This window comes from Rossellomorea oryzaecorticis, assembly GCF_045897515.1.
Classification (GTDB): Bacteria; Bacillota; Bacilli; order Bacillales; family Bacillaceae_B; genus Rossellomorea; species Rossellomorea enclensis.
Genome location: NZ_JBJOSA010000009.1, coordinates 62,184 through 84,338, shown reverse-complemented (window position 1 = coordinate 84,338; position 22,155 = coordinate 62,184). Strand labels below are relative to the sequence as shown.

The 22,155-nt window shown below is 43.9% G+C and carries 23 protein-coding genes and 1 other annotated feature; of the genes, 9 read left to right on the top strand and 14 right to left on the bottom strand.

The genetic code is table 11. The features are described 5' to 3' along the window. Positions 1–17: 17 nt before the first annotated feature. Together ACKA06_RS12375 and zapA are read right to left on the bottom strand one after the other, a co-directional pair. Positions 18–557 carry a CvpA family protein gene (locus tag ACKA06_RS12375; protein ID WP_032087406.1) on the bottom strand — a complete coding sequence of 180 codons (540 nt, stop codon included), beginning with the start codon at positions 555–557 and terminating at the stop codon, positions 18–20. A 7-nt stretch (positions 558–564) separates the two neighbouring features. Further along, on the bottom strand, positions 565–825 hold the full coding sequence (gene zapA, locus ACKA06_RS12370; RefSeq protein ID WP_032087405.1) for a cell division protein ZapA: 261 nt from the start codon (positions 823–825) through the stop codon (positions 565–567). A 132-nt stretch (positions 826–957) separates the two neighbouring features. On the opposite strand from zapA, the gene rnhC reads away from it, so the two are divergent. Then, entirely contained in the window at positions 958–1,881 is a 924-nt protein-coding gene (gene rnhC / locus ACKA06_RS12365; RefSeq protein WP_411159783.1) for a ribonuclease HIII, read from the top strand. Between the two features lie 433 nt (positions 1,882–2,314). Here rnhC and pheT read toward each other — a convergent pair whose 3' ends face one another. The 3 genes from pheT to ACKA06_RS12350 all read right to left on the bottom strand — a co-directional run bounded on the left by pheT (position 2,315) and on the right by ACKA06_RS12350 (position 7,043). Continuing rightward, positions 2,315–4,729: a phenylalanine--tRNA ligase subunit beta gene (gene pheT / locus ACKA06_RS12360; RefSeq protein WP_411159782.1), complete on the bottom strand. Its 2,415-nt coding sequence runs from the start codon at positions 4,727–4,729 to the stop codon at positions 2,315–2,317. Positions 4,730–4,760: 31 nt separating this feature from the next. Next, complete coding sequence (pheS, locus tag ACKA06_RS12355) at positions 4,761–5,798, bottom strand: phenylalanine--tRNA ligase subunit alpha (RefSeq protein WP_411159781.1); 1,038 nt, start codon at positions 5,796–5,798, stop codon at positions 4,761–4,763. 486 nt (positions 5,799–6,284) lie between these two features. Then, positions 6,285–7,043 (bottom strand): TrmH family RNA methyltransferase, encoded by a 759-nt coding sequence (locus ACKA06_RS12350; protein ID WP_411159780.1) that lies wholly within the window; start codon positions 7,041–7,043, stop codon positions 6,285–6,287. A 124-nt stretch (positions 7,044–7,167) separates the two neighbouring features. Here ACKA06_RS12350 and sspI point away from each other — a divergent pair, with 124 nt between their 5' ends. Both sspI and ACKA06_RS12340 read left to right on the top strand, forming a co-directional pair. Further along, the gene (gene sspI / locus ACKA06_RS12345; RefSeq protein WP_032087400.1) at positions 7,168–7,389 is read left to right on the top strand and encodes a small acid-soluble spore protein SspI; all 222 of its coding nucleotides are present in this window, start codon (positions 7,168–7,170) and stop codon (positions 7,387–7,389) included. A 110-nt stretch (positions 7,390–7,499) separates the two neighbouring features. Continuing rightward, positions 7,500–8,039: an isochorismatase family cysteine hydrolase gene (locus ACKA06_RS12340; RefSeq protein WP_032087399.1), complete on the top strand. Its 540-nt coding sequence runs from the start codon at positions 7,500–7,502 to the stop codon at positions 8,037–8,039. Between the two features lie 39 nt (positions 8,040–8,078). Here the strand turns inward: ACKA06_RS12340 and ACKA06_RS12335 are convergent, their stop codons facing one another. Both ACKA06_RS12335 and ACKA06_RS12330 read right to left on the bottom strand, forming a co-directional pair. Further along, positions 8,079–9,164 carry a M42 family metallopeptidase gene (locus ACKA06_RS12335; RefSeq protein WP_032087398.1) on the bottom strand — a complete coding sequence of 362 codons (1,086 nt, stop codon included), beginning with the start codon at positions 9,162–9,164 and terminating at the stop codon, positions 8,079–8,081. A gap of 82 nt (positions 9,165–9,246) precedes the next feature. Beyond that, a complete protein-coding gene (locus tag ACKA06_RS12330) occupies positions 9,247–9,735 on the bottom strand; it encodes a dUTP diphosphatase (RefSeq protein WP_032087397.1) in 489 nt (162 codons plus the stop codon). A gap of 139 nt (positions 9,736–9,874) precedes the next feature. Here ACKA06_RS12330 and ACKA06_RS12325 point away from each other — a divergent pair, with 139 nt between their 5' ends. Further along, positions 9,875–10,264: a hypothetical protein gene (locus ACKA06_RS12325; RefSeq protein ID WP_058298101.1), complete on the top strand. Its 390-nt coding sequence runs from the start codon at positions 9,875–9,877 to the stop codon at positions 10,262–10,264. Positions 10,265–10,456: 192 nt separating this feature from the next. After that, complete coding sequence (locus ACKA06_RS12320; RefSeq protein ID WP_411159779.1) at positions 10,457–11,185, top strand: YheC/YheD family protein; 729 nt, start codon at positions 10,457–10,459, stop codon at positions 11,183–11,185. A 174-nt stretch (positions 11,186–11,359) separates the two neighbouring features. On the opposite strand, the gene ACKA06_RS12315 is transcribed toward ACKA06_RS12320, so the two are convergent. Continuing rightward, positions 11,360–12,694, bottom strand: coding sequence for a YheC/YheD family endospore coat-associated protein (locus tag ACKA06_RS12315; RefSeq protein WP_411159778.1), 1,335 nt, complete (start codon positions 12,692–12,694; stop codon positions 11,360–11,362). Between the two features lie 251 nt (positions 12,695–12,945). Here ACKA06_RS12315 and ACKA06_RS12310 point away from each other — a divergent pair, with 251 nt between their 5' ends. Genes ACKA06_RS12310 through ACKA06_RS12300 form a run of 3 tightly spaced genes read left to right on the top strand, consistent with a single transcriptional unit; the run spans position 12,946 to position 16,590 of the window. Next, positions 12,946–14,169, top strand: a complete 1,224-nt coding sequence (locus tag ACKA06_RS12310; protein ID WP_214871926.1) for an ATP-grasp domain-containing protein — start codon at positions 12,946–12,948, stop codon at positions 14,167–14,169. A 10-nt stretch (positions 14,170–14,179) separates the two neighbouring features. Continuing rightward, the gene (locus ACKA06_RS12305; protein WP_411159777.1) at positions 14,180–15,223 is read left to right on the top strand and encodes a YheC/YheD family protein; all 1,044 of its coding nucleotides are present in this window, start codon (positions 14,180–14,182) and stop codon (positions 15,221–15,223) included. Further along, positions 15,220–16,590 (top strand): Mur ligase family protein, encoded by a 1,371-nt coding sequence (locus ACKA06_RS12300; RefSeq protein ID WP_411159776.1) that lies wholly within the window; start codon positions 15,220–15,222, stop codon positions 16,588–16,590. Before ACKA06_RS12305 ends, ACKA06_RS12300 begins: the two co-directional genes overlap by 4 nt. A 73-nt stretch (positions 16,591–16,663) precedes the next feature. Here ACKA06_RS12300 and ACKA06_RS12295 read toward each other — a convergent pair whose 3' ends face one another. Then, entirely contained in the window at positions 16,664–17,980 is a 1,317-nt protein-coding gene (locus tag ACKA06_RS12295; protein ID WP_411159775.1) for a YheC/YheD family endospore coat-associated protein, read from the bottom strand. 144 nt (positions 17,981–18,124) lie between these two features. Here ACKA06_RS12295 and ACKA06_RS12290 point away from each other — a divergent pair, with 144 nt between their 5' ends. Continuing rightward, positions 18,125–19,198, top strand: a complete 1,074-nt coding sequence (locus tag ACKA06_RS12290; RefSeq protein WP_411159774.1) for a YheC/YheD family protein — start codon at positions 18,125–18,127, stop codon at positions 19,196–19,198. A 77-nt stretch (positions 19,199–19,275) separates the two neighbouring features. Here ACKA06_RS12290 and ACKA06_RS12285 read toward each other — a convergent pair whose 3' ends face one another. The 5 genes from ACKA06_RS12285 to infC all read right to left on the bottom strand — a co-directional run bounded on the left by ACKA06_RS12285 (position 19,276) and on the right by infC (position 21,795). Beyond that, the gene (locus tag ACKA06_RS12285; protein ID WP_064564472.1) at positions 19,276–19,854 is read right to left on the bottom strand and encodes a TVP38/TMEM64 family protein; all 579 of its coding nucleotides are present in this window, start codon (positions 19,852–19,854) and stop codon (positions 19,276–19,278) included. A gap of 108 nt (positions 19,855–19,962) precedes the next feature. Then, the gene (locus ACKA06_RS12280) at positions 19,963–20,241 is read right to left on the bottom strand and encodes a DUF1294 domain-containing protein (protein WP_411159773.1); all 279 of its coding nucleotides are present in this window, start codon (positions 20,239–20,241) and stop codon (positions 19,963–19,965) included. 437 nt (positions 20,242–20,678) lie between these two features. Continuing rightward, positions 20,679–21,038, bottom strand: a complete 360-nt coding sequence (gene rplT, locus ACKA06_RS12275) for a 50S ribosomal protein L20 (protein WP_032087388.1) — start codon at positions 21,036–21,038, stop codon at positions 20,679–20,681. A gap of 30 nt (positions 21,039–21,068) precedes the next feature. Further along, positions 21,069–21,269: a 50S ribosomal protein L35 gene (gene rpmI, locus ACKA06_RS12270; RefSeq protein WP_032087387.1), complete on the bottom strand. Its 201-nt coding sequence runs from the start codon at positions 21,267–21,269 to the stop codon at positions 21,069–21,071. Positions 21,270–21,291: 22 nt separating this feature from the next. Further along, the gene (infC, locus tag ACKA06_RS12265) at positions 21,292–21,795 is read right to left on the bottom strand and encodes a translation initiation factor IF-3 (RefSeq protein ID WP_032087386.1); all 504 of its coding nucleotides are present in this window, start codon (positions 21,793–21,795) and stop codon (positions 21,292–21,294) included. Positions 21,796–21,877: 82 nt separating this feature from the next. Continuing rightward, positions 21,878–22,017 (bottom strand) — a sequence feature (ribosomal protein L20 leader region). Between the last annotated feature and the right edge of the window lie 138 nt (positions 22,018–22,155).

The following is a 22,155-nucleotide window of genomic DNA, read 5'->3' as shown; positions in this document are numbered from 1 at the left end:
CAAGTCAGCTTCTTAAATTACGCTCCGTTCTGGAGCCACCAGTCTTTTACCATGTCCGAGAATACAGGGGTATGTTTGACCATCGCCTGTGCAATGAATGAATCATTAATGAAAGACTGTACGGTATCGATCGGCAACAGTACGGCAATGAATAATAGTATAAAGATGATCAGATACGTTTCAATCAGTCCCAGCAGTCCTCCTCCTAATACATTCAATTGTTTAAGGATTGGAAGATGTGCTACGAAATCGAGCATGGAACCGAAGATATGAACGATGATCTTGACCGCAAAGAAAATCAGAGCGAACGCAATGACACGGTAATATGCCTGATCCATGTTGGTCATTTCAAAAAGCATCTGCAGCTTTGATTGTTCATCAAGACTCGGATACGGGATCCAAAGTGTAAGTTTTGGTGCAAGCTGATCATAATATATGTATGCTACAATAAAAGCAATGATAAAACCTGTCATATGGACAGCCTGCAGGATGAAGCCGCGTCTAAGACCGGTCAAAAATCCCACTAACAGGATAATGAATAAAACTAAATCAAGCATGACGTTTTCAACCCTTTAAGCGTTTAATTTCTCTTTCCAGCTCTTCAAACTGTTCTTTCAGTTTGACATAATCATTGACAGCATTGACGGCTGTCAACACTGCGAGCTTGCCAGTATCAAGAGATGGATTCATAGATTTTATTTCTCTCATTTTGTCATCCACTTTCGAACAAACAAATCGAATTTGACTTGTCGACTCAGTACCGACAATAGTATATTGTTGACCATATATGTCTACATTGGTGCGATTTTTTTGTTCATCAGACAATCCGAGTACCCCCTGTTCATAAGAATCCTAAACACTATCATACCATGAAATCTTTTTATTTTGAAAAGAAATTGTCTATTATCGTCACGTTTTTGGTTATTACATAGAATTTTGTCATAAGGAGAGGTTATTTTGGGAAATACAGTCATACAGGCAAACAGTGCATTGACGTCGAAAATGAAAGATTACTATAAGGATACACTTGTCGGCAAGCTGCCGCCGGGCGCGGTATTTTCAGCGAAACCTGCAGGCTGCACAGTGACAGCATATAAATCCGGCAAGGTGCTGTTCCAGGGTGCTAATGGGGAGACGGAAGCAAAAAAATGGGGCACTGCCGAAACCCCTAAGGTGAAGACACCTTCCAAGGGAGCGGCCCTGCTGCCTGAAAATTTTGCAAAGTGGTCGATCATCGGCTCGGATGAAGTAGGGACGGGAGATTTTTTCGGCCCCATTACAGTCGTCAGTGCCTACGTAAAAAAAGAGCAGATCCCTCTTATGAAAGAGCTTGGCGTAAAGGATTCCAAAAATCTGAACGATTCCCAGATCATCTCCATTGCTAAAGACCTGATCAAGACCATTCCATACAGTCTACTTGTGCTTCATAACGACAAGTATAACCAGCTTCAAAGCAGCGGGATGACGCAGGGGAAGATGAAAGCGATCCTCCACAATCAGGCCATCCTTCATTTATTGGATAAAATGGCACCCGAAGAACCAGAAGGCATTCTGATTGACCAATTTGTTGAAAAAAACACGTACTTTAAGCATATCAGCGCCCAAAAGAAAATACAGCGTGACCGAGTCTACTTCAGTACAAAAGGGGAAAGTATCCATATTGCGGTCGCTGCCGCGTCGATCATAGCAAGGTACGCCTTCTTAAAAGAAATGGATAAATTAAGTTCGAGGGCAGGCGTAGAGATTCCCAAAGGGGCAGGCAAGCAGGTGGACGTTGCCGCTGCCAAGATCATCAAGAGAAAAGGGATTGAAGAGTTGAAGACGATGACGAAGTGGCATTTTGCAAACAGTGAGAAGGCCATTCGTATTGCCGGAAAATAGGAAAGAACCCCCGCCTTTTAAATCACGGCGGGGGTTTTTGTTTGCGATTGTATCCGTTTGAATATTGGTGAAGATTTGCTGGGCAGGTATTAAGTGTGCTAGCCGATTTTATAGATTTTTCGACAATAGGATCATAAATTTCGGATTAGGATCGTATTTTTGAAATTAGGATCGTAAATCATGGATTAGGATCGTATTTTTGGAATCAGGATCGTAAATCCCGGATTAGGATCGTATTTTTAGAATTAGGATCATAAACCGTTAACCTCATCAAAATTTGCCACTTCCAGCCCCCTTACCACACCGGAATTACCTTATAATTCACCTCTTCCCCTGTCCCTTCAGACAAAACCGTCCAAAAACAGCGAGTTTTTTCAAAAAAACAACAAAAAAAGATGCCAGACCATATCCCAGGTCTGACACCCATATAACATTATCCGCGCAATTCCGCTCCTGCTTTTTCCTTAACAGCAGCAAGGACGCCGTCATGCACCTTCACTACTTCTTCATCCGTCAGCGTTTTTGCTGGATCGAAATACTTAAGTGAGAAGGCAAGTGATTTTTTGCCAGGTTCCATATGCTCGCCTTCATAAAGGTCGAATACGGAAACCTCCTTAAGAAGTTTGCCTCCAGCTTCTTGGATGACTGATTTTAGATCTCCAGCCTTCACATCCGTATCAACGACAAGGGCGATATCCCTTGTGATGGACGGGTGACGCGGGATCGGCGAGTAGCTCAATGCCGGTTTTTCATAGCGGAAGACCGGACTCGCTTTCACTTCGAATACATACGTTTCATTCAAATCAAGCTCTTTTTCCACCTCTGGATGGATTGCGCCGATGATTCCGATCACTTCACCGTCCAGCAGGATTTCAGCGGTTCTTCCAGGGTGAAGGCCGTCCATCGATGCCTGGCGGAAAGAAACAGCCTCATATACTCCCAGCTCTTGGAATAAACCTTCAAGTATTCCTTTCGCCACATAGAAGTCAACGGCTTTCTTTTCCCCCTGCCATGGATGGCTGTGCCATAATCCTGTCAGCGCACCTGCGATATGCTCTTCTTCCATTGGAAGTTCTTCTCCGGATTCCTGTAAGAATACAGATCCCACTTCATAGAAAGCAAGAGAATCATTTTGGCGTGCCTTATTATAAGAGACCACTTCTAGAAGCTGAGGGATGATGCTTAAACGCAGATTGCTGCGCTCTTCACTCATCGGCATCAAGAGACGGACCGGCTCTTTCACATCCAGGGCATATTTGGCAGCTTTATCATCATTCGTCAATGAATAGGTGATTGCCTGCAAAAGGCCTGCACCTTCAAGGTAACGGCGGACGGTACGACGCTTCAATTGATGATTATTCAATCCGCCCGGTGTGCTTTCCCCTTTCGGAAGTGTAAGCGGAAGATTGTCATAGCCGTATAGGCGGGCTACTTCCTCAAGCAGATCTTCCGGAATGGTGATGTCTCCCCTTCTTGTCGGGGCCGTGACCGTGAAAGACGTTCCATCGACACTCACGTCGAATTGAAGGCGGCGGAAGATATCTTTTACTTCTTCAACCGAAATCGCAGTGCCCAATGAAGCATTGATCTTCTCAAGAGTGATTTCCACGACAGCCGGCTCGACGTTCATTTCATCGAATAGAACCGTTCCTTCAAGGACTTCCCCGCCTGCGTATTCTGCCATCAGTGCAGCTGCACGCTCGCCTGCTTTCAGCACACGGTCCGGGTCTACACCTTTTTCATAACGGGTACTCGCTTCGCTTCTCAGGCCGTGATCTTTTGACGCACCCCTCACAATGGCACCTGTGAAGTATGCAGCTTCCAGGAGCACAGTTGTTGTATCATTTTGGACTTCGGAATTGGCTCCGCCCATTACCCCTGCAAGGGCAACCGGCTCTTCTCCGTTCGTGATCACCAGCTGACTTGAGGATAAGGTTCTCTCCGTATCATCAAGCGTGACGAATTTTTCACCGTCCTTTGCCCGGCGTACAAGGATTTCCTTCGAACCGAGGCGGTCGTAATCGAACGCATGAAGCGGCTGGCCGTACTCCAATAGAATATAGTTCGTGATATCGACAACGTTATTGTGAGGACGGATTCCTGCGGCGATCAGGGCGTTCTGCATCCACATCGGTGAAGGACCTACTTTTACATTTTTGATAATCTTGGCACCGTAAAGCGGATTATCTTCCTTCGCCTCTACATTTACCGTTACGTAATCGGATGCCTTTTCTTCACCTGATGACTGACCCGCTTCCGGAAGCTTCACTCCGCGGTCCAGGATTGCAGCCACTTCATAAGCGACTCCGAGCATGCTCAAGCAATCAGAACGATTGGGTGTCAGACCCAGTTCAAGAATCGCATCATCCAGGTTCAGCAGTTCAACAGCATTGCTGCCGACTTCTGCATCTTCAGGGAAGACATAGATCCCATCTGCATGCTCTTTTGGTACAAGCTTTCCTTCTACGCCTAATTCCTGCAGTGAGCAGATCATACCGTGGGATGCTTCACCGCGAAGTTTCGCTTTTTTGATTTTAAAATTACCCGGAAGCACCGCGCCCACTTTAGCGACAGCCACTTTTTGACCTTTACCTACATTCGGGGCACCGCAGATGATTTGAACTGGCTCTTCTTCGCCAACGTCAACCTGGCAGATATTCAATTTATCCGCATCCGGATGCTGTTCGCACTCTAAAACTTGCCCGACCACAACATTCTTTATTTCTGCACCGGTTCTCTCGACGCCTTCAACCTCGATCCCGCTTCTTGTAATTTTTTCCGCAAGATCTTCAGGAGTCACACCTGATAAGTCTACATAATTTTCCAGCCATTTATATGAAACAAACATGTTTTTACCTCCGCTCGATAATAGTTTTGCATTACTCGGTCACGTTGAATTGTGTTACAAATCGGGTATCGTTCGTATAGAAATGACGGATGTCATCGATTCCGTATTTCAGCATCGCGATACGTTCTGGCCCCATTCCGAATGCAAAACCTGTGTACACTTTCGGATCAAATCCTGCCATTTCAAGAACGTTCGGGTGAACCATCCCCGCTCCAAGAATTTCAATCCAGCCGGTTCCTTTACATACGCGGCAGCCCTCTCCCCCGCAGATCTTACAGGAAATATCCATTTCGACGGAAGGCTCAGTGAACGGGAAGAAGCTTGGGCGCAGACGGATTTCACGGTCTTCGCCGAACATTTTCTTGGCAAACACATTCAGTGTTCCTTTAAGGTCACTCATGCGGATGTCTTTATCCACCACAAGCCCTTCGATCTGCATGAACTGATGTGAATGTGTCGCGTCATCCGTATCACGGCGGTATACTTTACCGGGACAAATGATTTTAATCGGGCCTTTTCCTTTCGCAAGCTCCATCGTTCTTGCCTGCACAGGAGACGTGTGAGTCCTGAGCAATGTTTCTTCTGTGATATAGAAGGAATCCTGCATATCGCGGGCAGGGTGTCCCTTCGGAAGATTCAGCGCTTCGAAGTTGTAATAATCCTTTTCAACTTCAGGGCCTTCTGCGACCGTATAGCCCATCCCGATGAATAGGTCTTCGATTTCTTCGATGATCATTATAAGCGGATGGTGGTTCCCTTTCCTGACAGGTCTGCCCGGCAGTGTCACATCGATCGTTTCTGATTGAAGCTTCTTTTCCACCGCTTCTTTTTCAAGCTTTTCCTGCTTTGCTTCGATTTTCTCGGTGATGGCCCCGCGCACTTCATTTGCAAGGGCACCCATCTTAGGGCGTTCTTCAGCAGAGAGTTTGCCCATGCCTTTCAGTACTTCGGTTACAGGGCCTTTTTTTCCTAAGTAGGCAACCCGGATGTTGTTCAGTTCTTTCAGGTCTTGTGCTTCGTTAATTTTTTCAACTGCTTCGGTTTGAAGGGATCGTAATTTATCCTCCATGTTTCTTCCTCCTTTATGGTCGGTAGTAAAGTGTCAATACAAGGACCGTACCTTTCCGCTGCAGGCACAAGATTCCCCGGGGAGGAACTTAGAGCCCAGCTATTCTCAGCTAATGCAACGAGCAAATTGCCCCCAAGCCAAACGGAAATAACAGATCCTTCTAAAAAACAAAAAAACCCCATCCCTGGAAAGGGACGAGGTTGTGATCGCGGTACCACCCTTATAAGCGTATCTAAAGAGATACACTCACTTGATTCGGATAACGGCTTTGCCGGTGCATCTTTACATTCCTTATTGGAATGGTCCCGATGCCAACTCGAGAGGTGAAATGTTCACGCCATGTTTTTCTTAAGAATGCTTTCAGTCTGACGGCATTCTCTTCCTTGAAGAATCTCATGCGCTACTTGCCTCTGTCTTCGTTTTTATAAAGTATATGTGCATAATTATAGTGAATTATTCCCGATAATTCAAACCATTTAAGAAAAATTATTGCCCATTTTTAAAATAATATAACAAGATGCCTGCAGCAATCGCGACATTCAGTGACTCGCTATTCCCGTAGATGGGTATGTACAGGTTTTGATCGGTTTGCATCAGGATCTCTTGGCTCATGCCGTTTCCTTCATTCCCGACGATCAGCGCGTAGGATTCCTCTGGTGTGACGGATGTGTACTCTTCCCCATTCTCAAGGGCAGTTCCGTAAACAGGTACTCCTTTTTCTTTCAGGTCACGGATGATGTCAGACAGGTCGCCCTTAATGATCGGCAGGTGAAAATGGCTTCCCTGTGCAGACCTGAGCACTTTTGGATTATAAAGGTCAACCGTCCCTTTTCCAAGGATGACCGCATCGATGCCGGCCGCTTCTGCCGTCCGGATGATCGTTCCGATATTCCCCGGATCCTGAAGTCCGTCCAAGAGGAGGAATGTCTTGCTCTCATCAATCAATGTCGTTTCTTTTTGCCTGCAAACAGCAAACACACCCTGAGTGGTTTCCGTGTCGGCAAGAACTTTTCCTGCTTCTTCAGATACCTGTATCAGTTCGACTCCATCGAGATTCCATTTATTCGGGAGCTCGACGCCCTCGATAACAATCAGCTCAAGTACAGTATCGTGCTGCTTTAAAGCTTCTTCGACAAGATGGAAGCCTTCGACTATATAGGTTAAGGATTGATCTCTTCCCTTTTTGGTCAATAATTTTTTCCACTGTTTCACGACAGGATTCTTAGAGGATTGAATAACCTTCAATCGTACCCGCTCCTTCATTTTACATTTCAAGATTTCATTATACCCTAATTCAAATACATAATAAATCTGATTTGTGACAAGATAACAATGAATTCCTCATCCTAAACAAAAGGAGTAATGCTTGATGAATCTTAACTTGAGAAAAGCGATCATACACAACGTTTCAGGAAACAGCCAGGAAGAATTGAAGGATACAATCGTCGATGCCATTCAAGGCGGAGAAGAAAAGACACTTCCAGGTTTAGGTGTCCTGCTTGAGGTATTCTGGCAAAATGCCGACTCTCAGGAACAACAGATGCTTCTTGAAACACTCGAAGAATCATTACAGCAGCAGCCACAGCAATAAGGAAACGGGCTGCCTCTCGGAGGCGGCCCGTTTTTTCATACACGGTTTTATCCCCTTCCCTTTAGTGGTATAAGAAGCATATCCGCTTGTTACCGAAAGGAGAATTACCAATGAGCAGCAAAAAAGCCTTATTAATCATAGACATGATCAATACATTCGATTTCGACGGCGGGGAGGAATTATTGTCAAATACAAAAAGTATCGTCGATCCCATCAGGAAGTTGAAGAACAAGGCAAAAAAAGCAGATATCCCCGTTATTTATGTCAATGACAATTACGGTTTATGGCAGGATAATATGAACGATATCATCGAAGTCTGCAAAAAAGGGAAAGGCAGGTCGATCATCGAAAAAATTCACCCGGATGAGGATGATTACTTCATCGTGAAACCGAAGCATTCCTGTTTTTTCGGTACACAGCTTGAAATACTCCTGCACCAGCTCGATGTCGATCACCTGATCCTGACCGGGATTGCGGGTGATATCTGTGTCCTGTTCACAGCGAACGACGCCTATATGAGAGAGTACGGATTGAGCATCCCGCTGGACTGCATGGCCTCGGAGACCAAAGAAGACAACGACAGTGCCGTCCATATCATTGAAAAAACAATCGACGCCGACCTGACCCGTTCCAGTGAAATGGAATTTTAAAAAAGACCCTGCCCGAAAAAGGCAGGGTCTTTCAATTGATTAATCAAACGTAATCTTTGCTACTGTATCTTTGTCTAACTTTTTAATGACTTCTGTAATCAGCTTCACTGCATTTTCATAATCATCACGGTGAAGCATGGCAGCATGTGAATGGATGTAGCGTGTCGCAATCGTGATGGAAAGGGCAGGTACACCGTTTGCCGTCAAGTGAATCGCACCTGAGTCCGTTCCACCGCCTGCAATCGCATCGAACTGATAAGGGATATTATGTTCATCCGCTGTATCGGTCACAAAATCACGTAGCCCTTTATGAGAAACCATGCTGGCATCATAAAGGATGATCTGAGGACCTTCACCCATTTTGCTTTGCGCTTCTTTTTCCGAGATGCCAGGTGTGTCACCGGCGATTCCCACATCGACACCGAATGCGATGTCAGGCTGGATCTTCGCAGCGGAAGTTCTCGCTCCGCGCAGGCCTACCTCTTCCTGAACGGTACCCACGCCATAAACGACGTTTGGATGCTGTTCATTTTTAAGGTTCTTAAGGACGTCGATTGCGATCGCACATCCGATGCGGTTGTCCCACGCCTTGGCAAGAAGCATCTTTTCGTTGTTCATCACGGTGAATTCGAAGTATGGAACGACCATGTCCCCAGGTTTTACGCCCCATTCCTGTGCTTCTTCTTTGCTTGATGCCCCGATATCGATGAACATATCTTTAATATCAACAGGCTTCTTTCGTGCTTCCGCAGGCAGGATGTGAGGGGGCTTGGAGCCGATGATTCCGGTTACTTCGCCTTTGCTTGTCACGATGGTCACACGCTGTGCCAGCATGACCTGGGACCACCAGCCGCCGACTGTCTGGAAGCGGAGGAATCCTTTATTATCGATTTGTGTGATCATGAAGCCGACTTCGTCAAGATGGCCCGCCACCATGATCTTGGGACCGTTTTCATCCCCGACTTTTTTCGCGATAAGACTTCCCAGGTTATCGGTTGTGATTTCATCTGCAAATGGCTCTATGTATCGTTTCATTACGTCCCTTGCTTCTTTTTCATTGCCCGGGACCCCTTTTGCATCTGTCAGATCTTTAAGCATGGTTAATGTTTCGTCTAATTTTGTCATTCTTTCGACCCCCTAAATGTTTAAACTATTCTCATTATACTAAAATCTTTGCAGGACATCAAAAGATGCTTTCAGATTTTTGTTAATATCCTTCTTCCTGGCGTTCATAATTCACCTTGTTTTTTTCTACATAGGCGTCAAATACCTCCATGCTTGAAAAGCCGAGGACTTCGCCCAGTGTCAGATAGTGATTGAACAGGGAGAAATAATGCGTTACGGAACGTTCTTCCCTGAAATCGGTGACCGCTTTATAAACAAGAAGAAATTGTTCATTGAGCTCCTTTGCATCCGCATGTTTTTCATCCAGTTCAATTTCCTGCAGCCCTATTTCGAGGCCGAGGGACAGGATGAAGTGGATACCGTCCACATATTCCTCCAAGATGACTTCTTTGGCGGAGGCTCCTTTTTTACTCCAAAACTTGAAGCTTCTTGTCTCATTTGCAAGTTCTCCTATTTCAACAAGCAGAGCCAGAATCTTTCTGTCAACTAAATCCTCTTCTCCGAGCCCGTGTTCGCTTTCTATATGCTGATCAAGTTTCAGCTGCATATGCAGCAGTTTTTCAATGTTCATTGACGATTTCCTCTCCTTTCGAATTCTGCTTTCCCATTTAGTATGACAAACTTTTTCGTATTTTTTAAATAAAAACGAAACCTTTTTGGATTTATGCCGTAAATAATAGGAGAAGATCTATGCCTATGGAGGTAATTACATGCTATGGCTCATTCGTTTACTCATTCTTGCCCTCATCATTTACCTTTTTTACCGCAGTTTCAAGTACATCATCGATCCGAAGCGGAAGCTTGAGCTTGCCCAGGAACAGAAACGATTTTATTTTCTTGATGACCAGGAAAACGTCCGGAAAAACTTTTACGTCACGTATAAAGGGGTCTTGTTTGAAGGCGAAAAATATCTCGGCACAACTGAAGATTCCTTTGAAGTGGTATCAATCTTCGTTTGGGTCAATAATGTCTCTTCACTGAAGGGGCTGGGCTATGAGGATTTTCATTATGTCCAGAATGAAATCAAAGAGCGTTACCCGAAGGCGAAAATTGATTGGAAGAGTCCAATCCATGAGCTTATGAGGAAATCGGATATTTGAAGACAGTAATGCTTAAGGTGTGGATATACACTTTGGGCATTTTTCAGTTGGTCATGATGATTAACTTTCCTTCCACTTCAATCATAAGATACAAATAACACTGTTATGCTCCACTTCTGTCCAAAATCCGCATCACACCCGGGCCGCTTACAGTTTTAAAAACATAATCTATATGAAAGAAGTGAAGAGACGATGGGAATATCAACGGGGAAGTGGAAAAAATACCAATTGATGATGAAGAATGAAAAACTGTCCCAGTACTTACCCGAGACCTATTTACTCAATGAAAATACGTTTTGGCATTTGATTGGAAAATACGGCGCTGTCATGATCAAGCCTACTAAAGGATATATGGGAAAAGGAATCGTGCAGGTAGCATCAAAAGGGAAAGAGCAATACGAATTCCACGTACTGGAAAAGAGCTATGTCGTTGAAGGAAGAGAGAAAACATTCGAACACCTAATGAAGGATTATTTTTTGAAGAAACACTATATCGTTCAGCAGAAAATCCCACTGGTGACTGTAAAAGGTGCCCCCTACGACCTCCGAGTGATGGTGCAGCGCAGGAAAAATCAGTATGATTGGACGGTCACCGGGAAACTGGCCAAGGTGGCTGCCAAAGGATTCGTCCTTACTAATTATCCTAAATATCTCATCACAGCTGAGGAGGCCATTAAACATTCTTCTTTTAAAGCTCCAAGAAGCCACCTTCAAGAAGAAATCGACCGCATCAGCGTCCTCACCGCTGAATACTTATCCGATTATTACACCAATACCCGCACATTCGGGCTCGATATCGGGCTTGATGATCAAGCGAATATCTGGATCATCGAAGCCAACCTGGCACCGAGTGTTTCTATATTCAAAGCGCTGAAAAATGAAGAAGTGTATAAAAGGATCCTGAAATACAGAAGAGGATAAAGACAAGGCCCGCCCCCCAATGCGTCAGCATCGAGGGACGGGCCTTCAATCCTTATAAAATTACTCAGGCACCGGACTCTACATGTTTGTTGAACGGTTCGAAGAGGTAGCGGGATTCTTAAATCTGCTAATCTTACACCTAAGGCCGCATTGACTGTCCGTTTCCAATCTGTATCAACGGTCCACCTTTTTCCCAAAACCCGCCAGCGCCTTCGCGTATTCCAGGGGTGAGCGAAACACACGGTCTCTAAGTTCCAAATCCTTTATTTTTGTGAAGCTTTCATGCCCGTAGTTGGAGTTTGCTTCAAGAAAATAGATATCACCTGTCTCCAGTAGTATGAAATCAAGTGCTACGTCCCCAAAATGACCTATATTCAAATCAAGGCTCTCCCCCGCTTTTATACAGGCTTCTTTTATACGTGCGGCTGCTTCAGCCGCTTTTAAATCATCAAATCCGTAGTACTCTTTTAAGGCAGCTTCCCCGGGAAGAATCTTCTCTGTATATCGAAGATTCGTGATGACGCTTTCGGGCTTCGCAAGCCTGCCTATAAACCCTCTCATTTTCCATTCCATGCTGCTGTCTTTTTGGATATATCCCCTGAAATCAACCTGCTTCCGATTTTTTTCATACGGCACTCCCTGCTGCACGATATATCGATTCTTCCTGACGATGTTTTGCAGGCGGAAGATGCAATCCTCTTTTGTTTCAAATCTTTCCTTCACTTGTTTTCCTTTGACCACTCGGGTGACCCTGATCTGCTTTCCTTCCTTTTTGACCTGGATGATGCCGTACCCTCTTGCCCCAAATCTTTTCTTTAAATATAGGACGTGATATTCTTCAAGCATGGAAAAAAGCCGGTCAAAGTCTTTAAATTTTTCCGTATAGGGGACCAGTTCCCTTGCAGCGGGATTCTTAAAAAGTGCCTGATAAAATTCCCACTTACCGGTACCGCGGCTATTGAAGAAACGTCCCCCGGTGATGTTGTCCAGAAGATGATATTTGTTGCCCGTTCCTGCGACCGGCCTGTTAAAGACCGCATCAGGAAATGGAAAAGTCCCTTCCTTCCATCGACCTTCTTTTTGTGCAGGGTCATAACAGAAGCCTTTTACCGACACAGCCCCCTCCTCCACTTCCGATAGAGGAAAGATGATCACCAATCCTTTGATCCTCTTATATGATTTGACCCAGCGTTTCAATATCCTCAGGCTTTTTTTGTTGATATTCTTCATCCCGGCACCCCTCACAATACCAAGGACGGGTCCCGCATACAAATGACTTCCTTCTGTTCTCCATTCAAATTCAATATCCTCGGGAATGGTGAAATCGAATAAATCTTTTGGTACGCATATCGAATCTTGCTCAGCCTCTTGATCGATAGTGACTGTCATATCTTTTTTCCATCGTCCGATATGCAGAATCACTGATCCCTCTTTTATGTTCAGCTTCTTTGCTGAAGAGGGGTGCATGATGATGGTTCCACTTAATATGTTTCTTTTCTTAATAAACACTTACACACCTTCTATCTTTTTTTCATCATCTGAACTGCCTTTTGAATTTAATTTCTTTGTAGAAAAGATGTCTACAATCACTTATATATGTTCCTGTTATTTCCAATGTACATAATCTCCGCTATAGCCATCACTTTTTTTCTCGTTATGAATAATATAGTCATGCGTATGAAGACCTTTTGCCCCGCTCTCAATAGATAAAAGCAGCAAAGGGTTGAACCTTTTTGTTCGTAGGAGATGAACTTTTTACCATGCAGACGATTATTTTTCTCGGGAGTAATAAATCGGGCTCTTCAAGGGACGCCATAAGGGCTGCATCAGATATGGGCTATTTCACAGTACTATTGACAGATAGACGGAAATGGATCAAACAAAGGGAAGAGTTTCCGGATGTTCATCAAATGGTGTTGATGGACCGATTGTTGGATAAGGAGAAGATTTTCAGACAGCTTTCAAAAATCAATAACCAGGGAAAGCAGATAAAAGCTTTTGTAAGCTTTATCGATCCATTTGTCAGTTTGGCTGCTGAGATTTCCAAGGAACTCGGGCTTCAAGAGGTATCTGTCGCAGCATTATTTAAGATGGAGGATAAAACAAGATTCCGGGATGAATTACAAAATAATCCCGTTACTCCGCACTTTTCCATCTGTCTTTTAGACAAAGATGAAAATGAGTTGTTTAAAGAGCACGTCAAGAAGCTTCCAGTGATTCTGAAATCCCCGGTATCAAACGGTTCAAAAGACGTCATCAAAGCCAATTCAAAAGAAGAATTCACAGAGGCTGTGCAACATTTCAGAAACCAGCTTGGCCAGGACCCCCTTCTTATAGAAGAATTCATACCCGGTCCCCAGTATTTAATAGAAGTACTCGTCCACAATTCCAATACGACGATCGTTGCTATCATCGAGCAGGAAATATCCAGTATGAACCGTTTTATCATTACGGGCTATCACATGCCGGCACGGTTATCGAAGCATGCCCGGGAAACACTGAATGAATCAATCGGTCAAGTCATGAAAGATATAGGTTTGTCCCACGGCACTTGCCACCTTGAAATGAGATGGACAGAAGGCGAATGGAAGCTGATTGAGATTAACCCGCGTATTTCAGGAAGTGCAATCAACCAGATGATACTGGAATCAATCGGAATCAGCTTAGTAAAAGAAACATTAAAGTTACATCTTGGTGAAAAGCCGGACCTTACTCCTTCAAAAGCAGAATATGTTTCTGCAGAATTCATTACGGTTGAAACCCAAGGAAGACTTGTAAAAGTTACTGGCAAGAATAAAGCAAAAAAAATAGACGGCGTCAAGATGGTCTACGTCAAGCCAAGAAAAGGGAGTGTGCTGACTCCTCCTTTATCAATGGGGGACCGGTATGCCTATGTTCTTGCCAGTTCCTCCGATCCCCTGAAAGCGAAGGAAATTGCCAAAAGAGCAGCAGGGGAAATTAAATTCTATATAGAGCCATTGTAGGTGATTGTTCATGACATTAATCGGCATGCTCCATTACAGGAAAAAGCCGCACCAAGTAAAAAAAGCTTTCGCATGTGCTTCCATCGCAAAGATGCACGATGTTGAATTTGTTTATTTCTCCTATCGAGCAGTGGACTTTGCCCTAAAAAAAATAAACGGCTGGGTTTTTCACGAGGGGAAATGGGTGGAGAGGACAGTGGATTTCCCTGATTCCATCATCAATATCAGTGCACCAAAGACAGATTATCAATCGAATATTCGCAAGGCCTTAAAGCGTAATATCCCATTCATCAGTCATTCAATCGGGAACAAAATGAGCGTATATCGAAAAATCGAAGAAGGACATCTGTTTTCTCATTTCCTTATCCCAACTATCAACGTGACTGCATTCGATGAAGTCTTATCTTTCCTAAATAAATTCACCCGGCTTGTCATCAAGCCGCATTCAGGAAGTAAAGGCCGTTCCATCCATTTCATCACTCTCATCGAAGAGGATAATATCCGCTGTGTGACCGGACTCGATGTTACCATATTTTCAATTGAAGAGTTTAAGGCATTCATCCAGAAATTGACGGCAGAGCAGAAGTATTTGTTGCAGCCATTTATCGAATGTAAGACGAAATCGGGATTGAACTACGATTTCCGCCTGCATGTGCAAAAAAATGAGTCTGGAAAATGGACGGTCAATTTAATTTATCCAAGGGTTAGCGGTAATGAAAGGTTGACCAGCAACATCAGCAGCGGGGGCTACCGAGGTGAACTGATTCCTTTTCTGATGGAAGAATTCGGAGATGATTACTATAACATCAAGCAATTATTGGAGTATTTCGCTGTTGCCTTTACGACCCATTTCGAAAGCCTCTATGAGAACCGATCATTTGATGAATTAGGGATCGATGTGGCCATCGATCAAAACCAACGCCTTTGGATTTACGAGGTAAACTGGCGTCCTGGCAGTAAAAACAGGGAGTTTTCAGTGGCAAAAAACCTGATCCCGTATGCACGTTATGTCGCCGAATCCAAAAGAAAGAAAAGAAAAAGGAGATTACAGTGAAAATATTACAATTACATGAAATCCTGTCTCCTATAAAGGGAGAAGTCATAAAAGAAGGACCACCTGTAAACTTGAAAAAGGTGATCACCCAAAAAAAGAAGCTCCAAAAAGGGACGCTGCTTTTTTGCCTGGATCGCAACCTGGGAAAAACGGACATCCAAAAACCTTTCCCCCCATGTGTCATCATAACTGACCGCCCTCAGAAACTAAAGAATATTACTGGAGACGCCACCATCGTAAAGGTGGATAATATCAAAGGCGCTTATCACCGCTTCCTTTTATTTCATAGAAAATCGTTCGAGGTTCCGATCATTGCTATAACAGGGACTTCCGGAAAAACGACAACAAAGGAAATGATCAAGCACATCCTTTCTGAAAGGCACAATGTAAAAGCCACTCTGGGAAACTACAACCTTTTCCGTTCGAATGCATCGGTGCTGGCAAACTTCGAAGAAAAGACTGATTTCGGCGTGTTCGAGTTCGGCGTGGGCAAAACAGGAAACCTGGACAAATGCAGCAAGTATTTCGGTCCATATTCTGCACTTATCACCGGGATAGGATCGGACCATATTGAAAGATTCGGCTCGCCTGAAAAATACAGGGATGAAAAACTTAAGATCCTGAATGGAGTCGGGGAAGACGGGATAATCATTTTAAATGCGGACTGTCCGAATACGGTTGAGGCAGTCCATAAAATGAATATAACCCCTATATGGTTCGGGACTGGAAACAATGCAGATTACAGGGCGGAAGATATACATTTTTCTGCTCAAGGAATGGAATTCACATTAATATTTAAGGATACAGGCTACCCTGTACTTATCCCAGGGCTCGGCGTGCACACTGTATATAATACCCTTGCCGCACTGGCTGCTGCTCATTCTCATGGGATAGAGCTTCAGTCGGCGATAAGAAGGTTGAAGACATTCCGTCCTTTAAAGCGCCATCTGGAAGTAAAGAAGGGAATAAAAGGGGCCACTCTGATCGATGATACGTGGAATACAAATTCCAGCTCCGTTCATGCAGCACTTTCTGTCTTGAAGGAAGTTTCAAACGATAGACACTCGATTGCCGTACTTGGAAAAATCAGCGAACTTGGGTCTGAAGAAAAAGCCGAACACCAAAAAATAGCCCGGATGGTCATAGAGAACCAGCCTTCCACCCTTATCACAATCGGCAAAACCGCCTTCACAATAGGGAAAGAGGCCATCAGGCTCGGGATGGATGCAGAAAACATCCACATGTGCGAAAAGCCCGAAGATGCCTTTTCTCTCATTCAAAAGCTTGCGGGGCCTGAAACCATCATCCTTGTAAAAACATCGATGAGAGAATCATTCCGCGGTTTCCTCAAAAAGTTAAAAGCATGATAAAAAGCCTCTGCTACTCACTTTATCGTGAATAGCAGAGGCTTTTCCAATGACGTAACGAGCCGCCAGCAGCTTAAAATCCTCCAAGGGTCTTAGCATAACAAATATTCTCATGTCTGATCTTATTGACAAGTGATTTATCCCCGGCAAATGTCGCCACATAGTCATTCGGATTGCGATGATTGATTTCAATCAGCCACATGCGTCCTTCACTGTCAATCCCGATATCAATCCCAAGCTTCCCAAATAGAAACCCGCAGTTCTCAATCGTTTTAGCCGCCATTTTAGCGAGCTGCTCCATTTCCTTCAAATACTCCTTCTTTTTATCGGGGAACATTTTTTCCAGGGTGCGCGCAGCCTGTTCAACCTTCCCGCCTCTATGGCGGTTGCTCACGATATGTCCCTTCACCCCGTTCCTGCCCATAATTCCAAAGTTTTTCCACTCTCCATTTCTGTCCTTGATCATGATTACACGGAAGTCAATGATCGATTCTTGAAACTGAAGTTGAAGCGGCTGCTGAAGGATGAATTTTTCTTCCCCAAAATTATCTTTAAGAAATTCTTCTGCTTCATACAAATCTTGAAAGAAATAGTCGTTCTTACTATCCTCTGCGATGTGCTGAACGAGCAATCCACCTTCTTTTTGTTCAATCTTCGCCACGCCTTTTCCCTGCATCCCCTTGATTGGTTTGATATACGCGCCTCCGAACCGTTCCAGCATATTTTCCACATCATGCACATGCTTGAAAATACGTGTGACCGGCAAATAAGCATTCAGTCCAGATGCTTGTTTAAACCATGAATACATTTCCCATTTAGTGAATGTGGAAGAATTGAAGATACGATTACCGATGATTCTCTCAAACTGTTGGTGCAGTTCTTTCTTCAAAGAAGCTCTTTTGAAAATGGCAGTAGGAAAAGGATAGATCCCTTTGATCCACTTTTTTTCAATGGGATCGTAAAGATATCCAAAAATCAACCTCTTATCAAAATCGATCCCTTCGTTTGAAAAAGCAATGATTGCACCGTTCACCTTATGATATTTTCTCACATACCTGCCAAGCTTTTGCACCTTTTCGTCCAGTTTTCCGGTTGTTCTTGCTGCCACAATCCCGATGATGGGCCCTATTTGGATTTCATCATCCTTATAAACGATTTCGTATGCCGGAATTAGGGGCAGCATCAGTGCATCGATGATATCCCGTGTCATGATCATTTTCCCAATGTTGATTTTTTTAGAGGGGATGATTTTCACATCACATGTCTGAAGCCCGAATCTTACTGTTACCTTCATATTCACCGACAGTTCGCAGTCCTTGATCAGATCCGGATGCATGATGATGCGGTACCCTTTTTCTTCCCCTTTTTTCACCCTGAACCATGATTTCATTCTTTCACCCCGATTACTGTTGTCGCATTTACACCTTACTATACTATGAGCATCTTCAAGAATGTGCCAATTACCAATAACCATTTCCGCGTCATTTAAATATACATAGAAGAGACTGAATAAAAGCAGGAGTTGAAAAGAAGAATGACGCAGAACTATATAGGTGTGATCCTGCCGGATGGTATCTTCGACAGGCTGTCCGCGGGTAAAAGCCAGATCAATGTACGTGCATACCAGGAAGCAGCCGACCACTTCGGCCTTATACCGGTCTTCATGAAGCTTAAGTGTCTCAAACCAGGAGAAGATAAAGTACAAGGATTCGTAAAAAAAGGAAAGGGGTACGAACTGGATACTGTCAATCTCCCTAAAGTGATCTACACACGCAGCTTCCTTTCAAAAAAGCAGAGTACCTTTTTGGATGAAAAGAAGGTCCAATTCTACAACAAAAAAGGGATCGGCCACGATAAATACAGGATGCATGAAATCATGAGTGAAGATTCCGAAATTGCTGTCTCCCTTCCTGAAACGGTGAAAGGAACAGAAGAAAACCTTAAGATGATGCTGCAAAAGCACCGCAAGCTCATCCTCAAACCTGCCAAAGGAAGCCTTGGAGGCGGCATCATGAAAATAACCAGGGAGGATTCAGGGGGGTACCTTTTGAAATACCCCCTCGCAAGAAGAAAGTGGGAAGAGGTTCAGTTTAAAGAAGAGATTCCTGAGGTGATCAGGAAAGCCTTCAAAAAAAAGCTGTACATCATCCAGGAAAACATTGACCTTGCAACATATAAAAAGCGCCCGTTCGATCTTAGGGTAGTGGTACAGCGTGATCATACCGGGGATTGGGTTGTCGCCGGGATCCTCTGTAAAGTCTCACCCTCAAAGGATCAATTCGTGACAAACATCAGTCAGGGAGGAAGCTCCCTCTCTTTCGATCAAGTCGTAAATGGCCATTCCTACCTATCTTATAAACAGACATATGAAGCTATTTCATCCCTTACTTTAAAAATGGCAAAGCACCTGGAAAGATACACCGACCATATTGCGGATATCGCTTTTGATATTGCCCTAGATAAAAAAGGGAAACCTTTCTTCATCGAAAGTAATTTCCGCGGAAGGTACGGAAATGTCCGCTATAAAGGGAAGCGATATGAAGAATGGAAAGCAAAACACTTCAACCCAATCGGATATGGCAGGTATCTATTGGACCGGTTGAATTGAAACAGCATAAGAAAAGGGAACCCGGTCAGGTTCCCTTTTCTTATGCCGCGAAATTAATGAGGCATATAATTTACTGATTACATACGGTTTCTTTCAGGAAAAAATTCATTCCAGCTCATGACCCTCACTTTTTCCCTCAATAAATAGAAGAGAACGGCCAGCGCCATGATGATCATGACCATGATGGGCGGTGAAAATTGCTTGATATACTGTCCGAAAACGGTGTAGAAAAATGCGAGTGGGATGTTGGATATGATTGTAGCACGGACGAAAGGCTTGAACTGGGGATTTTTCTGCATTAGGCAAAGATTGAGCAGCTGGTAATGGATGAAGGGGATAAGACGCAATACTGCGATCTGTCCGGTGGTCAAATCTGCGCTTTTACCGAACCACTTTTCCTTCAGTCTCAACAGACGCTCATAAAAAGACGTAAAGCTTTTGATGGCAAAATAAAAGATAATGGATAAAAGCGTCAATCCGATCAGCGAGTAAATCGTACCGAGAATACTCCCGAAGAGGATGCCTCCAGCCATACAAACCAGGGCCACGGGGATAAAGAGAAACTGCCTCAGGACATGAAACAATATAAACAGAACAGGAGCGATGTATCCACTAGCTTCCATGATGGCGAATGCTGCTACTAGTCGGTCGTCCATAGCTAATGACCTCCTTCTGCTGCCTCTACTCTCTACAGTTTATACATTCTGTCTACACTATATGACAAGAGGAGAAGACTTAAGGGCAGACCGGGGATTGTCCGCCTATCACACCCCTTGATTGATCCAGATGAAGAGGATGCTGTGGACGATGACCAGGAAAGGGAACCCCATCGCAAACATTCTGTGCTTCGTCTTATGCCTGTAGACCTTCATGCCGATATACGAACCGATACTTCCCCCGATCACTGCCACGGTCCATAACGTCCGCTCACTGATCCTGTACTCATGCCGCTGCGCCTTCTTCTTATCCCTCCCCATCAGAACGAATCCGATGATATTGATAACGAGGATGTATATGTATAGGAGATTTAGTAAAGATTCCATAATGGTTACCTTCTTTCAATCAAGTTGTGATTTTAAATATTTCTCTTCAAAAATGGACTGCCCTAATTCCCGTTCCTTTCCGCTCCAATACACTCAGTATCTCTCAATAAAATCCAAACAAGATACATGATATGAGCTGATACAAAGGTGAAAAGTACAACTAAAATGATTCTAGATTTAATTCTTTCTACGTTTTTCTATCACACCAGCGGTTGATTGGAGTGCAAGACGAAGACTCCTGCGGGAAAAGTGGCCAATGTGAGACCCCGCAGGAGCGCAGCGACGAGGAGGCTCACGGGCTACCCGCGGAAAGCGAAGTCTTGCACGGAAATCATTAGCGGTAATTAACACTGTAATTTAGATTTACAGCTTCTTTTATAAAGAAAGGACTGACCCATGAGGCCAGTCCTTTGTCTGCTGCACGTGGCAAGCAGATATTATTTGTTAAGTTGAGCTTTAGCAGCTTCTGCTAATTGGTTGAATGCTTTTTCGTCAGCAATCGCAAGCTCAGCAAGCATCTTACGGTTAACTTCGATACCAGCAAGCTTCAAACCGTGCATTAAACGGCTGTAAGAAAGACCGTTCATACGAGCAGCCGCATTGATACGTGTGATCCATAATTTACGGAAGTCACGTTTCTTCTGGCGACGGTCACGATAAGCATACATGTATGATTTCATGACTTGTTGGTTTGCTACTTTATATAAAGTGTGTTTTGAACCGAAATAACCTTTTGCTAACTTAAGAACTTTTTTACGACGTCTGCGTGTTACTGTTCCGCCTTTTACGCGTGGCATAATAATTCCCTCCTATTTCTTACGTGCTTTTTATTTAAGGTTGTCAAGCATATGACGAATGCGTTTGAAATCTCCTTTAGAGACAACAGCTGCTTTACGAAGTTTACGCTTCGCTTTAGTAGATTTGTTTGCGAATAAGTGGCTTGTGTAAGCGTGAGAACGTTTAAGTTTACCAGAACCTGTTTTCTTGAAACGCTTAGCTGAGCCGCGGTGAGTTTTCATTTTTGGCATGTGCTTTTCCTCCTCGGGTCCTTTATTTTTCGTTAACTGGTGCTAGCACCAAGAACATGCTGCGACCATCCATTTTCGGCTTTGATTCAACAGTTGCTAGATCTTTACACTCTTCAGAGAAACGATCCAGTACACGTTGACCAATTTCTTTGTGCGTAATCGCACGGCCTTTAAATCGGATTGACGCTTTTACTTTGTCTCCTTTTTCAAGGAACTTGCGTGCGTTGCGAAGCTTAGTATTGAAATCATGCTCATCAATCGAAGGGCTTAAGCGCACTTCTTTAAGGTTGATGATCTTTTGATTTTTACGCGCTTCTTTTTCTTTCTTCTGCTGTTCAAATTTAAACTTTCCGTAGTCCATGATACGGGCAACGGGTGGTTTTGCATTTGGAGCAACAAGAACAAGATCAAGATTTACACGTTCAGCGATTTCAAGGGCTTCATTCTTGGATTTGATTCCAAGCTGCTCGCCATTTTGATCGATAAGACGTACTTCACGGGCACGAATGGTTTCGTTTAAGATCATGTCTTTGCTAATAAGTAGCACCTCCAAGGTTTATTAAAAGAATACAACGGCTTTGGTCTCAGGCACCCGCACGTTTTTGTCTGCACAAAAAAAGATGCGGGTGTCGAAACACCCGCATCTGATTATTAAGCATCTATAAAAAGCTTTAATAGTCATTATCATACCTGGCAACTGCCGAACGGCGTCATTCAGGTGAGAAGCGGGTAGCTTCTTCTTGTACCAAACTGTATTCAATTCACCTTAGATAATATATCACATGACATAAGTGATGTCAAACTATCGTTCTGATGTCACAACGTTTCTTATAATAGCAGACATCTTTGTGGAGTGCAATAGTTTTTTTATTTTGACACTTACAAC